The sequence below is a fragment of the uncultured Bacteroides sp. genome (genome assembly GCF_902491285.1).
GTDB lineage: Bacteria > Bacteroidota > Bacteroidia > Bacteroidales > Bacteroidaceae > Bacteroides.
The window spans coordinates 1-15,070 of sequence record NZ_CABUHK010000046.1; the positions used below are offsets into that span (position 1 = coordinate 1).

9 protein-coding genes are annotated in these 15,070 nt (G+C 41.7%); 2 read left to right on the forward strand and 7 right to left on the reverse strand.

The genetic code is table 11. The features are described 5' to 3' along the window. Positions 1-175: 175 nt before the first annotated feature. Positions 176-874: an NAD-dependent deacylase gene (locus RDN93_RS12825; protein WP_308745901.1), complete on the forward strand. Its 699-nt coding sequence runs from the start codon at positions 176-178 to the stop codon at positions 872-874. A gap of 14 nt (positions 875-888) precedes the next feature. On the opposite strand, the gene RDN93_RS12830 is transcribed toward RDN93_RS12825, so the two are convergent. From RDN93_RS12830 to RDN93_RS12840, 3 genes are all read right to left on the reverse strand, one after another. Continuing rightward, positions 889-1,107, reverse strand: a complete 219-nt coding sequence (locus tag RDN93_RS12830) for a hypothetical protein (RefSeq protein ID WP_308745902.1) — start codon at positions 1,105-1,107, stop codon at positions 889-891. Positions 1,108-1,121: 14 nt separating this feature from the next. After that, complete coding sequence (locus tag RDN93_RS12835) at positions 1,122-1,472, reverse strand: AraC family transcriptional regulator (RefSeq protein WP_308745903.1); 351 nt, start codon at positions 1,470-1,472, stop codon at positions 1,122-1,124. 75 nt (positions 1,473-1,547) lie between these two features. Next, the gene (locus RDN93_RS12840) at positions 1,548-2,321 is read right to left on the reverse strand and encodes a class I SAM-dependent methyltransferase (RefSeq protein WP_308745904.1); all 774 of its coding nucleotides are present in this window, start codon (positions 2,319-2,321) and stop codon (positions 1,548-1,550) included. A 425-nt stretch (positions 2,322-2,746) separates the two neighbouring features. Between RDN93_RS12840 and RDN93_RS12845 the strand changes: the two genes are divergently transcribed. Next, positions 2,747-6,793 (forward strand): two-component regulator propeller domain-containing protein, encoded by a 4,047-nt coding sequence (locus RDN93_RS12845; protein WP_308745905.1) that lies wholly within the window; start codon positions 2,747-2,749, stop codon positions 6,791-6,793. A gap of 175 nt (positions 6,794-6,968) precedes the next feature. Here the strand turns inward: RDN93_RS12845 and RDN93_RS12850 are convergent, their stop codons facing one another. The 4 genes from RDN93_RS12850 to RDN93_RS12865 all read right to left on the reverse strand — a co-directional run bounded on the left by RDN93_RS12850 (position 6,969) and on the right by RDN93_RS12865 (position 15,057). Continuing rightward, entirely contained in the window at positions 6,969-9,368 is a 2,400-nt protein-coding gene (locus RDN93_RS12850) for a right-handed parallel beta-helix repeat-containing protein (RefSeq protein ID WP_308745906.1), read from the reverse strand. 164 nt (positions 9,369-9,532) lie between these two features. Next, a complete protein-coding gene (locus RDN93_RS12855; protein WP_308745907.1) occupies positions 9,533-10,687 on the reverse strand; it encodes a discoidin domain-containing protein in 1,155 nt (384 codons plus the stop codon). A 33-nt stretch (positions 10,688-10,720) separates the two neighbouring features. Beyond that, a complete protein-coding gene (locus RDN93_RS12860; RefSeq protein ID WP_308745908.1) occupies positions 10,721-13,126 on the reverse strand; it encodes a M60 family metallopeptidase in 2,406 nt (801 codons plus the stop codon). Between the two features lie 86 nt (positions 13,127-13,212). After that, a complete protein-coding gene (locus RDN93_RS12865; protein WP_374047412.1) occupies positions 13,213-15,057 on the reverse strand; it encodes a RagB/SusD family nutrient uptake outer membrane protein in 1,845 nt (614 codons plus the stop codon). Between the last annotated feature and the right edge of the window lie 13 nt (positions 15,058-15,070).

Here is a 15,070-nt window from a genome sequence, read left to right on the forward strand (position 1 = left end):
TTGCAAATTTATGAATCGCAAAAGTACGTGTTTTATTTGAATGATTTAGCATTTGGTATTTAAAAATTCTTATATCCGTGAAAGTTCCCTCCTTTTCTTTGGAGAATTTATTCTTTTGTTCCGGTGATTCTGCTTACATTTGTATATCTTAAAACGAACAGAAGGAGGAACATATATGAAGAATCTGGTAATTTTGACGGGGGCAGGCATGAGTGCCGAGAGTGGAATCAGTACGTTCAGGGATGCAGGTGGTCTGTGGGACCGGTATCCGGTGGAGCAGGTCGCTACTCCGGAAGGATATCAACGGGATCCCGCATTGGTGATAAACTTTTATAATGAACGTCGGAAACAGTTATTGGATGTCGTGCCGAATCGCGGGCATGAACTGTTGGCAGAGCTGGAGAAGAACTTTAAAGTGACGGTGGTAACACAGAATATTGATAACTTGCATGAAAGAGCCGGGAGCAGTCATATTATTCATCTGCATGGAGAATTGACAAAAGTATGTTCCAGCCGTGACCCTTATAATCATCATTATATAAAGGAATTGAAGCCTGAAGAATATGAGGTGAAACTTGGAGACAAGGCAGGAGACGGGACGCAGTTGCGGCCTTTTATTGTATGGTTTGGTGAAGCGGTACCCGAAATTGAGACAGCCATTCAATATGTGGAGGCAGCGGATATTTTCGTCATTATCGGAACTTCGCTCAACGTGTATCCTGCTGCGGGATTGCTTCATTATGTACCAGGAGAAGCAGAGGTGTATCTGATTGACCCGAAACCGGTGGATACACATACTTCCCGTCCGATACATGTGATTCAGAAAGGAGCTTCTGAAGGAGTGGCTGAGTTGAAACAGTTGTTGGGTGTCTGAGCCTTTTCCTGTTTTTATTCCAACTCAGTGGCAAAAATATGATTATTCCGGAGTGTTTCCGAAATTTCGAGTGCAGTGACGCCACTGCACTCGATTCTTAATATTTTCTCCCAGTCCTCAAAATCCACATTCCATTTGTTGATTTGAGGATATTGTGCCAGAAGCTTCCCGATGCGCTTGACATCACCTTTTTTGGTGATAGAAGTCCGAAAAATTAAAATCTTATTTTCCATGTGCTTTTAAAGTTTTATGTATGTGAGCGGAACTCACGAATGGTCACATTGAAATATTGTCTGAAGTTGCGGCTTAATAGTGAAAGGCTGCTAAAACCGCAAAGGCGGGCAACTTCGGTGGCAGAAAGTTCCTTGTTTCGTTTTAATAATAGTGCTGCTTTTTCAATCCGGGTGCGTTTGATATAATCCGTAGGTGTTTCTCCTGTCAGAAATGTAAAGACACGATGGAAGTGGAAAGGCGAAAAGCATGCAATGCCAGCCATTTTCTGCAATGATAACGGTTGGTCTATATTATTGTGGATATAGTCTGTGACTTTATTAATCCGTAACTTGTATTCTTGCCTATTTAGTTCTTTCGTTTCCATATCTTTTTGCAAAGTAAAGGATAATAAGTGCCGGAGAGTTGTCCTATCTTGCTAACTTCTCCGGCAGAATAGTAATTATCTTTTTTGTCCTATATAGAATACATAGCCATAGTATTCTTTATACTTATAATATAGACTCTGTTCGTACTGTTGTCCTGCAATGAGGTCTGCGGCTGCGGCGTTGCCCGAATATTCTTTCAGAAAAGCTTCCTGAGCCGTGAACTGGGGAGCATAGAAGTGTTCTATCCAACAGTTTTCCGGTAAAATGAAATGAGCTGTCAGCGTATATCCGGCTTTCTCCATTTGTACTATTTTATTCGGAATCGTATCGATTTCCGGATAATTAGCCATCCAGAAGTTTTCTATCTCAGCGGGACGTTCCGGAGTAAACCAGGATGCTTCCGTTACAGCAATGAATCCGTCTTTTTTCAGAAATCTGCTCCATTCATTCATGCCACGTTCGAATCCTATATTATAGATAGCGCCTTCTGACCAGATTAAATCAAGTTCTTCATCTTGAAACGGCAGATTATCCATTGAACCGACAACGCCTTTTACTCTGTCTTCGCAATGTAATTCAACTGCGTTTCTGTTGAATATCTCAATAAAATCGGGAAAAAGGTCGATACCTGTAATCTGTCCTTTTGTATAGTTGGCCAAAGCCATTGTCTGCCCGCCTGTACCACAACCGATATCGGCTATTCTGGCCTCGTCTGACAGTTCGTGAATGAAACTTACGGCTTTTTGTGTGACTTCCGGGCTTCCGGGACCTTGACGTTCTAACAACTTGAAGTAATTACATATCATTGTGAAATCGAAATCGTGGATTGACTTTAATTCGTTACTCATTGTTTTTAATGTTTTAGGTGTATGGCAGATGAAGGCATGCAATGATGCTTACGAGTATTTGGCCATACAAATTGTTTTAAAATTCAGATATAAAAGATAACTCCGGCATGAATATGCCAGAAAACATAAGGGATAATCTGTAATGAGAGGAAGGCTTACAGATTATTTACAGAACGGAATCCTTACGATATGAAAATGAGTTAAACATCCAATTTTTCTTTTTTAGTTCGTGGCAAAGATATGTTTTTAGTGATAAAATCCAATGAGTTATTTGAAGAATAATGTTGAATATGTGCATTTTAGCAAGAATCGTCAAATGTGTATTTAAAGGATTAGTGGAATAAATGCCATAAAAAGACTATGTATTGAAATAATAATTAAGTATTATTTGTATTTTTGTAGTCGATAATCTAATTATATAATACATGAAAAGAAACGTTATCTTTCTCTTGGGTATTTTAGGTATTATAATGGTGGATGCTAAAAACCATTACTTTAAACATCTGGGAGTTTCTGATGGATTATCTCAGGTATGTATTTTTTCCATCTATCAGGATGAACTAGGAGCAGTATGGTTAGGCACCTCGGAGGGGTTAAACAGATATAATGGTAAGGATGTAAGAATATTCCGTCCATCACAGGGGAATGATGGCTTGACGAATAATGAAATCAATAAACTTTGTGGAGACAGAAACGGAAGGATATATATACGTTCGGGAAATGATCTTATAAAGTTTGAACTTTATAAAGAACGGTTTACTTGTTTGCGCCGGAATGATGTGAGAGACCTTTTCTGTAAAGAAGATACCTTATGGGTAAGTTGCAACTCCGGTATCTATTATTATACAACTGAAAATTCGGATTTAACTTTTGTCACTCAGTTGCAAGAAGGTGTAGGTTCGGGAGGAATGATATATGTCGATGACAGTTTGATATGGGTTGCTACCGATCGTGTAGTTGCTATTTCACGCAAAAATCCGAGCCAGCAAAAAATATTAGCTTCCTTGGATAGAGGAAGCCAATGTATTTCAGGAGATAGTGCCGGTAATATTTGGTTAGGAACTTGGAATGGATTATATAGAATTTCCGCTGGTAGTGGAGAATTGACTCATTATACGAATACGTCAGATAAAGACGAATTGTCTGACAATCAGATTCGATGTGTACTGGAAGATGATTTTAAACGTACGTGGGTAGGGACTTTTCGTGGGCTTGATTGTTATGATCCCGTAACTGATAAGTGGGAACATTATACTCGTTATGGTGATTCTCCGAATACGTTGAGTCATCATTCTGTCTTGTCTCTCCATAAAGACATGCAAGGTAACATTTGGGTCGGGACATATTATGGAGGCGTGAATGTTTTTAATCCTAATAAAGCCAGTAATCATTTTTACTATGCTGAGCCATTACAGGAAGACTGTCTGAGTTTTCCTGTTGTTGGAAAGATGACGGAGGACGATAGAGGAAAATTGTGGATATGTACAGAAGGTGGGGGCTTGAATTGTTATCATCCGGATAGTGGAATTTTTGCTCGATATCAACATCGTAAGGGGGATATAACCAGCGTAGGTAGTAATAATTTAAAGTCAATTTTTTATCGGAAGGAGAACGGGTGCTTGTATGTCGGTACTCACTTCGGAGGGCTGTTTATATTTGATACAAAATCAAATAAAGGGCATACTCTCCATCATATAAAAGGGGATTCTACGTCTTTGCCGCATGAGATTGTGAATGATATTCAAGAGTATAAGGGTGGTCTTGCGTTGTTAACACAAGGCGGTCCTGTCTTTATGGATCCGGTGACTGAGAAGTTCTCACCACTCTCTGATGATATGAACATTCGGAAACTGGTGAGTAAAAAATTTGCTTTTGAAACATTCCTGATTGATAGTCGGCAACGTATGTGGTTGGCTTCGGCTACCGGAGGAGTTATTTGTGTGGATTTGCCTTCATCTAAAGTAACTGAGTATGCGATGGATACCGATAATCCTTCTGCGATAGGGAGATTTAAAGTAGTTCATATCTTTGAAGACAGTAAAGGTGTCATCTACTTTTGTACGATAGGATCGGGCGTATTCGAATATCAGGAAAAGGAGCGCTCGTTTAAGTCTTATAGTACCTTTAATCAATGTCTGCCAAGTGATTATTGTTATTATATTTGCGAATCTGTTGAAGAACATCGTTTGTTTATCCTTCATGGAAAGGGACTTTCTATTTTTAATAGTGAAAAAGGAGAAGTAGAAAATACTTATCATTTGTTTAATCAGACATATAGTCAAGGTTCAGCTTTATATTTGGATAAAGATGGAACTCTTTTTATTAGTGGCACGAATGGTTTGGCTTTGTTTCAAAGACAATCTTTGTATGCTCTACCTTCTAAGAATCTTTTGAATTTTGATAAGTTGTTTATTTTCAATGACGAGATTTGTCCTAATGATCAGTCTGGTATTCTGACTGATATATTGGCAAAGACATCGGATATTTATTTGAACTATAAACAGAACAATATAACAGTTGAGTTTGCCTCTTTTAATTACAATAATGATCGTAACCGTGTATTTGAGTATTGTTTGGTGGGCTTTGATAAAGTCTGGACTCAAACTTCCGGCACAACAATAACTTATACGAACTTATCTCCCGGTGACTATACGCTTAAAGCCCGTCCGTTGGCTGGTAGAGAAGGCCCGAATGAGGAGGTTTGTTTGAATATACATGTTTCTGCTCCTTTTTATGCGACTTTTTGGGCATATCTTTTCTATTTCTTATGTTTACTTGGATTGATGATTGCGTTTATTCGTTTTAAAACCCGTCAGGCCGCCTTGAAATCCTCTTTAGAGTTTGAAAGAAAGGAAAAAGAACGGATAGAAGAACTGAATCAGATAAAATTACGTTTCTTTACCAATATATCTCACGAATTCCGTACTCCATTGACACTTATTCTCGGTCAGATTGAAGTGCTGATGCAGATGGATTTAGGTACGACTATTTATAACCGTATTCTTCGCATATATAAGAATGCTTGGCATATGCGAAATTTGATATCGGAGTTACTTGACTTCCGTAAACAGGAGCAAGGCTATCTGAAACTTAAAGTTGAAGAGCAGAATCTGGTTACTTTTACCCGACAGATTTATATGTGCTTTTATGAGTACGCACAGAAAAAAGAAATCACTTATCGTTTTGATAGTGTTGAAGAGACTATTTCGGTTTGGTTTGATTCAAAACAACTACAGAAAGTAATATTTAATTTATTGTCAAATGCTTTTAAGTATACACCTAATAAAGGTAGTATAACAGTTGAGGTCAGAAAGATTGCTTCTCAAGCAGTGGTATCGGTGTGTGACACAGGAGCCGGTATTCCGGCAGAGCATATCTCGAAGATTTTTGAAAGGTTCTATCAGACAGATAATTTATCTTCTTCTTTCACATTGGGAACGGGGATAGGATTGGCGTTAGCAAAGGGAATAATGAATATGCATCATGGAAAGATTGATGTAGAAAGTACTGTAGGGAAAGGTACTAAGTTTACATTATTTCTTCCTTTAGGCAATCGCCATTTTAGTGATGAAGAGATGGCTGCTACGGAAGGGCGGGAATCTGTAGTTATCTCAGAAACAGTTCCTGTGCTTCCTTTCGAGCAAATAGTGGATGTAGAAGGGAAGGAAGAGAGAACGGTTGCGCAAGAGGATGCGAAGGATGAAGATAAACCAGTCATTCTTTTGGTGGATGACAGTGAAGAGCTGTTGTCTATGTTGGAAGACTTGTTTTTACCAATATATAAGGTCTATATTGCACGTAATGGACGTGAAGGGTTGGAAATGGCGAGGCAAATACAACCGGATTTGATAATAAGCGATGTGATGATGCCGGAAATGTCAGGAAAAGAATTATGCTATAAGATTAAAACCAATGTGGAACTTTCTCATATTTCTGTGATTTTATTAACGGCTCAGACTTCTGTCGAGTATGTTGTGGAGGGATTGATGTTTGGTGCAGATGATTATGTGACGAAGCCATTTAATGTAAAGGTATTATTAGCCCGTTGTAATAATCTCATAAAGAACAAGAAGCGCCTGATTGCTCATTATACAGGTAAAACTGTAACAGAGTCTCCTGTGCCGGAGGCTATTAATGAACGTGATAAGGAATTGCTGGCAAAATGTGTCAGTATTATAAAAGAGAATTTTGAAAATCAGGAATTTGATGTTACGGCGCTTGCTTCTGAACTTTGTATGGGGCGCAGTAAACTGTATATGCAGTTCAAACAGATAACTGGATTAACTCCGAATGAGTTTATTTTAAAAGTAAAGTTGGATGAAGCTATGTTCTTGTTAAATAACCATTCGGAGCTTAATATTTCAGAGATTTCTGTCCGGTTAGGCTTTTCTTCACCTCGTTATTTTAGCAAATCTTTCAAAGCATTTTTCGGAGTTGCTCCACAAGCAGTGCGGAACAAGAGGGGCGAATAGATTATCTGTGTGCTTTATGTGTGTGGATTGTTTCCTTATACGGACACGCACATTTCCCTCTATGGACATGTTGGTGTCCATAGAGAGATACGGTTGCTTTTATATAGGGATATTTCTGTATCTATAGTTGAGAACAGATGGAAGCTGTGATAATCTGATTCCTATATGTATAGTGTTAGTCTGTTATCGGTTTGATTACATTTTCAGGAATAGTGAGTTGTATCTTCTTTTGATTTCTGAAAAGAAGGATTTGAATAGGCTTGTCAGTGCCTGCTTGCCGGATGGCGACTTTCAGTTGGGCAAGGTTGTTGATTTCTTGCCGGTTGAATCCGAGGATAACGTCGTTTGCATAAACGTAATCTCTTAAAGGATTGCCCATTACGCGGACGGAAATGACGTATACTCCTCGTTCAGAATCCATTCCTGTGGCGGAACGTTCTCCTAGTGTCTCTAGGTTTTTGAGGGATAGTCCTGACCATTCAAATATGGCCGATGCTTCTGTCTTTCCTTGCAGGACAGAAGGATAAGGAAATGACGGACGTTGTGTCAGTGCTTGTAGTTGGGGTGAAATAACTCCGAATCTGTCCATTTCGAAATTTCGGAACCCGCACAATGAACTAATTTGAGCTATTTGGTCGATTTTGAAATTTCCTTTGGCGGGATTATGAAACGTGATGGGGCAGACTATAGAATGCTTGTCCGTGCCGTTCTTTCGGGCGGTTGTGTAAGCTATGCTGTCGGTGAACAGATTATAGTCGATTTCCGTTCCCCAATGGGAGATACCAATTGGACGGTATGGCTCCATGACAATGTTGCGTACGAAAACGTCACCGCTGTTCTTGAACCAAACGTGGGGATGAAAGGTGCAGTTTATCATAATATTATTCTCAACTGTGCGGTGAAATCCCTCCCGTAACTTTATACCACCGTTTAAACATAGATTATTGTAAATATGGTAGTTACTTGAACCGTCATCGAGGTCGATGTCCCAACCACGGTCACATCTGAAACGGTTGTTGCGGATGATGGTGGCAGAGGCGGCGTCGGCGAGAACCAGTTCAGGATTGTTTGTTACCAGTTGACTCATTTCGCGGTAGGATGATCGCCAGAAACGGTCACGTCCCCACGAATTGAATGCTCCGTGGTCGCCCGTCTCCATCACAGTGTCGAACACGTCATTGTATTCTATAATGTGTCCGCCCCATGTCCCCTCACTGATATTTATACCGGCGCGCGGAGTGTGGTAAATACTGTTGTGACTGACGGTAATGCAGTGGCACATTGAAAGTTCGATTCCGGCGGTTTGCTTCTCGAAAAGTCCGATGTGGTGAATCAAGTTGTCATACGCCATGCAGTTGGTAGGGAAGTCGTTGTTCAGAGCACCGGGGATGGAGTCTAGTTCGGAGATTGGAACCGCTTTGCTATACTCGAAACTTGGCGAACGAACTGCTGACGGATTGCCAACAAAGCAAATGGCACTGGCGCCAATCTCTGAGAAATGGCAACCCGATACGGACGAATTTTGGTTGTAGTTGGAGAACATGAGTGCATTCCCTCCTACATGATGGATATGGCAGTTCTTGATTATGCAATTCTCGGTGCCTTCTAACAGAAGGGCAGCCCCGCGATATATTCGCCAGTCTGAGCGAAGGAGAGGTTCGTACTGCTCCATAAAAGTGCGCACTGTTTGGGTGAGCTCTATATCTTGAATAATGATGTTGCGGACAGGTGATGATGAATTGCCTCGAAATTCAATCAGATGTTTTAATTGTGGTGTCTCGAATATGGCTTTGTTGATATCTTCACCGCAGACTGGATAGTAATAGAGCATGGATTCTTGTGGCGAATAGTACCATTCTCTTGGAGCATCCAGTTCCTCAAAAATGTTTTCCACCATTTGGTTTTGTGGATGTAGTCCGGATTGGCGATTGTTCTGCCATCCTCCTTCCAACTTTAGTTTGCCGGTTGGTTGCTCTATTCCGGTGATTCGGAAATGAAAATCACCCCAGTCATGCGAATGCATTGCATGTAAATACCCTCCAGCAGGATTTTTCCATTTTTTGGTTCGCTGCGGAGAGGTAGCATCTGCTGAAGTGCCGTTGAAACGTATGGCTGTAGATTCGAAATTCGGAAAGCGTGCCATAGGGCGGATATTACCGTTCACCAGCAGCATGTCCATGATGAAGGGGTGGGGTAGAGTAGCTTTCATAATACCGTTTGTATGAGGCTGCCAGTCTAGTTTTTGCTGGATGCCGCTACTGAGGATTACTTTTTCGTCGGGGTAAGCGCGAAGGATGAGTTGTTTTCGGACTCCGCCATCTGCTGGAGTGAAAACCAAAGGGTGAGTCAGAATATATTTGCCTTCTCGCAAATAGACGGTCACTGTCCCTTTCTTGTTACAGCGCGCTTTTTCCAGTGCTTTCGTGATGCTTTTGAAGGGTGAACGTATACTGCCATCTCCAGAATCTTTTCCATTAACGGATACAAAATAGTTCGTTTGTGAAAGCAATGTTGCATATGGATTGCCGAAGCAGAACAGAATGATGAGACAGAAGCGATGAATCATTTTAGACATGGTGCAATAAGTATGTATATCAGTACTGAATAAAATTAGGCACGAATTACATGTTTTTACGGTTCTGATTGATAAAACCGTGTGTCACGTGTAATCCGTGCCTAAGTATACAAAAAAGATTTAAAAGATGTCCCTTTTCTTTTTAGGTCAGAAGAATCATAGTTTTATTTCTTACCTACGTTGAATTCTCCTATTTGCATGGAACTGCCAGATGTCGAACCGCCTGCGATGTCACTCCATTTCACCAGTTTTACTTTGATATACCTGTATGTGGATTCCGGGATTTCTATTTTTATTTCATCTGTATTGTTGGCATGAGGAATATCAATATTCGACTGTATTTCCGTAAAGTCCTTACCATTGTTGCTTCCTTCGATAGAAATGCCCCATACTCTCAGATAATCGTAACTGTTGCCGGCTCTGTGTGCCCAAGTGAAATAATTGAAGCTTTGCTCTATTCCCATGTCAACCACAAAATATAACTGATGGTCTGCAGGTGTAGTGGAACCACTGTATGATTTGCCGGGTTTTACCAATGACAAGAAAGTGCTAGCATCTCCATCGAACATATCTTCAGGTTTGCCTGTTGAGCCATCCACTACATATCCGTTTCCGTTGCTGTATTTAATAGATGTTTCCACGCTCCATCCGTCGCGTATGAAAGGTTCTGTTCCGCTACCGATGATTTTCAGGTCTGCCGTTACTCCGCTACCGTCCGTAGCTGCTACTTTGATAGTAGCTGTTCCTTCCTTTTCTATTTTCAATATACCGTTTTCTATGGAAACAATGTCTTTGTCACCTTCTACTGTATAGTTCAGTGTTTTGTTTCCTGCGTTTGCAGGCATTACTTCAATCAATGATGTGAGGTTGAATACTTGCCCTAGTCCGATAGTTTGGTTATGCAAAGAAGCCGGTAGTCTGATTTCGCTTACCTTAGCGGCAGGAGCGGCTGCTTGTGTGACGGGGAGTTCCAAACGGTGTGCTCCGTCATAAATCAGCGTAACAATGCTGTTTCTTTCTTGAGTGACGGTTGATTCTGTGATTCTCAGATTAACGGTGGTGTTCTCAATGGAAGCACGAATCCAGTTGGATTCGCTGATGATGTAGACACGCTCGGGATTAATTTCTGCCGAAACAGTAAAGTCACGAGTCAATAAACCGCCTTCATAGCCGATGGTGAAGCCTTCGTTGGGAATATTAATCCAATTGTCCGGCACAATTGTCGTATCGTCATCATTACTGCAGGAAGATAGGAATGTACACAAGATGCACATGAGAAAAAATACATTGTTTTGTATAAAGTTTCTTATATGTTTCATAACAGTTCTATTTAAATTGTATACGTATTTCGCTTAATAGTTGTTTAAGTTGTTTTCTGTAATCAGGTGCAAGTTCGCGGGAGCCGGTTCGTATCCTTTCCCATTAATTTCCGCTTTCAATGCATCAATTTGCTTTTGGGTGATAGTGAACTTTTTGTTTCCGTAGTCATTCAGCTCGGTATCTACGGGAGTCAGGAATCCCCATTTCTCGAAAAAATCTAGCAGGTTTATTTTGGAAATGGCACATGCCTGCCGGACGAAGTCAAGTTGGTTAAGCCCCTGGTTTTCACCTTTGTCACTCGGACTTTCGTGTGTGCGGAAGTATTCGTAGAGGTCATAATAGAAGTCGGATTCGTAACGCACGTTATGCATATAGAGCTTAAGTTGCCAAAAGGGTACAAGTTGTGTTTCTCTGACTATGTCCGCTACTCCCGGCAGGCTGTGTGCACGTTTGCCGTCGACAATGAATGCGATGGCTGCTTCATAGATATTTTCGAATGAACCACTGATGGCTTGTCCGTTTTCATCTTTGGGGGTGCAAGAGTCTACAAGTAGTTTGCATGGTTTGCCGAAGGAGGTCTGTACATAGAGCGAGTGGATGTTGTTAGTCACTTCGGTGGTTCCCGACCATTTGATGCCAGGACGTGTTTGGTTGCAGTGTCCCACTTCATGTGCAGGTCCCCAACAACGGTCGGCAAAGCGGTCGGGGTTGCAGAATGGTTCTGCATAGTAGTCGCTGGCGTTGTACACAGTGCGATAGTCGGTAGCATTCGGACTTTTTGTTTTGTAGTCAATGCAGAAATGCATACGGTTGTTAAACATCCGGTTGTATTTGACAAGCCCCATGAATTCCTCTTCCAAATAAACCAGCCGATCGCAGTTTTCGATAGTTCGGGTGATTTCTGTATTGTATTTCTTGAAATCGGATACTCTCCAGGTGATGTGCGAGTATTTGCCCAATACGTCAATGTCTTGATATGTGGCGTTATCGCGAATCGTTGCCCAATCACTTTCCTTGTGTTTGGCGATGTCGAAATAACCGTTCACCCTAGCCATGGCAAAATGTATCTGTACAGTTTTTTCTTCCACCAGTTTGCGGACAGTCTCGTCGGCTTCGTCGAGCGTGAGGGGAATAGCATCGTTTACATGGTTTAGCACGTAGATCAGACCTCCTACTTCGGCAGTGATTTCATTGTATCCCTCTTCTAAGTCGTACGTTTTGAAGTTATTGTATCCTCCATTCAAATCTTGGATAATGAGGGAAATCTTTCCTCCTTTGTAGATTTTTCCGACCATGATAGCTAGCTTCTCTCCGCTTTTGGCATAGATGCCAGTGGGATTGTCGCGGAGACTGTATTTCCCGGTCTTGTTTGCTGCTGCCATTATCGACGGGTGCTGATAGGGGCGGTAGTTTGCCAAGCGGTAGGATGAATTGTAGTCTCCGTTCAGCAACGCAAGTCCCAGTTCTTTCAGGTATTGGTTGGGAATCTGCTTGATTTGTTTTTCCGTTACGCCTGATTTTAGTTGCGTACACATTGCGTCTGCAAATATTGAATATGGATCAAACTTATGCGTACTGGCTTCGAAGAATTCCATTTCCGCACAACTTACCCTGTCTTCGTAGGCCTTGTTGATGACAAAGCGTACTTTCTTTACATTGGCTATACCGTTGGGTAGTCTCATGGTAAAGGGAGTATGTACTCCGTTGCCCCTTTCGTAGTTACCTACTTCGGTAAACTCATCCGGACGGTCTGAAGTTGATACTTCTACCGAGAATTTGTCGAATGAGCCCCATTTGTTACCCGAGTCTGTGCGAGGAGTATATACAATACTGTTCAGCGTGCTGCCTTCTTCCAGTTCGTATGTGATGTAGAAAGGGTAGGATACAGCTCCGAATTTGGAGTTGAAATAAGTTTTCTTGTTTCCATCCCATGTCATGTTCAGTGTCAACGGATTTCCGTCGCTGTCCTTAGATGTTGCCTCTTCCGATGTGGCTTCTCCCCTCACTACTTTGATTGGTTTGTCGGCAGAGGCAGGAGCAGCATCCTGCGTCACATTAATTGTACATTTCTGTGTGCCATAGGCGAGTGTCAGCGTTGTAGAGCGCTTTTGTTCCCGGTATGAATATTCTGCCAGTAGGATAAGCCTGGAGTTTTCGAAGGTGGCGGTGAGCCATTCGTTTCCGTCGTTGCTGAAAGAACAAGACACTAGTGAGAGGTCTATCTCTTTGTCAAGTGTGAAGCTGCGTTTTTCTGTGCCACCTTCGTAGGTGAAGTTGACTGCTTCTGTCGAGATATTAATCCAGTTGGCGGGCAAAAAAATCTCGTCATCCTTTTCGTTGCTACTGCATCCGGCGAGAGAGAAAGAATACAAGACAGATAGCAGGAACAGGACGGCAGAGGCAAAGCAGTGTTTCTTATGTCTTTTTATATATTTCATAGTAATTCATTTGATTTAATTGCTCGTTGCAAGTAAAAGCAAAGGGGAAATGCCCCCTTGCTTTCAATTTCTCAAAACAATCAATTTTACCATAATGGATTTTGTACGAAGAATTTACTCTTCTGTACTTCATTGTATGGTACCGGATATAACAACATAGCACGGTTCCATGCTCTGGTTTCGATATTCACCCGATTGTAGAACGAACCGGCACCTATGCGGTTTGCCTTAGGCGATTGCATGTCCATGCCTGTACGGAACAATTGCTGGTCGCGTTTGTTGTTGGCATCGTCTGCTGTCATCCAACGGCGTATGTCGAAGTAACGTTGTCCTTCGCAGAATAACTCTACCTGGCGTTCTCTTTGTATTGCCCAGCGTTGTTTTTCCTGGTCGCCGATAATGTTCTTTTTACCTTCATTTGCAAGTTCTTGATAGCCGGGGATACCAGCTCTTTTGCGAACCTTGTCGAGGTAAGTGATAATTTTCGTATCGCTTGGATCGATTTCGTTGCAAACTTCGGCATAATACAGATAGAAATCGGCAAGACGGAGTAAAATAGACGGGCGAGACCATTGCTTTACTACAGCAGGTCTGTTTTTACCCGAATCAGCCGCACGGGTGTAATACTGCAAACTGCGGTATTTGAATTTGTAGAGCATGTATCCAGTATATGGATTTTCCGCTTTCGAACGGTCGTTGCCTTCTCCTTTGGCAAATCCTACTGTATAGCTGGCTTTGTTTTGCGGCTGAACATGCCAACTTTTGCCTTCATAAGTGACTGCTGCATAGAAACGAGGTTCTCTGTTGTGATACATGTTGTAGATGTCTTTGTCGGTGCGTTGGTCTTCATTACATACGTTTTTCCAGTCGCCGAATCCATCTTCCTTGTATCCACTGCCTTGGTCGTCTATTTCAAGCCCGTTGTCCATAAAGAAGGCATCTACACTTTCCTGGAATACTCCCACGTTGCCGAATGAGTTGCTTGAATACAAATCTCGAGGATTGGTACGTGGTTCCATGTTTGTAGTGACACTGTAATAATGATTGTATGGTCCTGCCCAAATGATTTCATCCGTATAATACTGGTAAAGTTCATAAACGGACAAGTTGGCATCACCTGTTTTCGATTCGTACAATGCATATCCTTTTTCTTCAGCGAAGTTCAGGAAATCTTCCAGTCTTCTCTTGGCAATTTTCCATTTTTCCGGGTCATAGTCGGGGAATAAACGTTCACCATCATGGTTTGTCAAGTTCAGTGCTTCCGTATATTTTCCGTTAAACAAAGGAGAAGCTGCATACACCCACAATTTTGCTCTCAGTGCCAGTGCGGTGGCTTTTGTTGGCCGTACCATTTCTGCTAGATTGTATTTGTCGTTGTTGTGGTCTGTGTGGTCTGTCGGAGTCGCGTTGAATGTTGTTTCGGGCAGATAGCCGGAATTAATTACTTCTTCCAGTAGTTGATCGATATGGTTCACCAGTTTGTCTATCGGAGCACGTGCATAGTCTATCTGGTTCTGGTCTTCCGGATCGGCAATTTCCGTAATGATAGGCACTGGACCGTACAATTCGAACAAAGAGAAATAACTGTATGCAATCAGAAATTTGGCTTCCGCTTTCATTCTGTTCACATCTTCTTCTGAGAGATAATCAACGCCGCTACTTACATTCGGGTCACCCAATGGTTTGGCGTTTTCCAAGAATATCATAGCTTGGCGAATGTAAATGTAGCATCTCCACCAGCGATGGAATGGTGCCGAGTTGGACGTAAACCCATTGGGTAATGCTGTATATGCAGAGCCCTGACGTGCAGTGATTTCACCGGCTAGTAAGTTCCAACCACCCGTGAAAGCACCAGTACTGGAGTTGACTCCCAATCCCATTTCAGAATAATCGGAGATGACGTTGAAGGTGTTCTTATGCCATCTTTCCATATAACCTTTATTA

Bases quoted from the DNA above. Each gene is read 5' to 3' on its own strand.
- RDN93_RS12825 (WP_308745901.1), top strand. From the start codon at position 176: ATGAAGAATCTGGTAATTTTGACGGGGGCAGGCATGAGTGCCGAGAGT.
- RDN93_RS12830 (WP_308745902.1), bottom strand. From the start codon at position 1,107: ATGGAAAATAAGATTTTAATTTTTCGGACTTCTATCACCAAAAAAGGT.
- RDN93_RS12835 (WP_308745903.1), bottom strand. From the start codon at position 1,472: ATGGAAACGAAAGAACTAAATAGGCAAGAATACAAGTTACGGATTAAT.
- RDN93_RS12840 (WP_308745904.1), bottom strand. From the start codon at position 2,321: ATGAGTAACGAATTAAAGTCAATCCACGATTTCGATTTCACAATGATA.
- RDN93_RS12845 (WP_308745905.1), top strand. From the start codon at position 2,747: ATGAAAAGAAACGTTATCTTTCTCTTGGGTATTTTAGGTATTATAATG.
- RDN93_RS12850 (WP_308745906.1), bottom strand. From the start codon at position 9,368: ATGTCTAAAATGATTCATCGCTTCTGTCTCATCATTCTGTTCTGCTTC.
- RDN93_RS12855 (WP_308745907.1), bottom strand. From the start codon at position 10,687: ATGAAACATATAAGAAACTTTATACAAAACAATGTATTTTTTCTCATG.
- RDN93_RS12860 (WP_308745908.1), bottom strand. From the start codon at position 13,126: ATGAAATATATAAAAAGACATAAGAAACACTGCTTTGCCTCTGCCGTC.
- RDN93_RS12865 (WP_374047412.1), bottom strand. From the start codon at position 15,057: ATGGAAAGATGGCATAAGAACACCTTCAACGTCATCTCCGATTATTCT.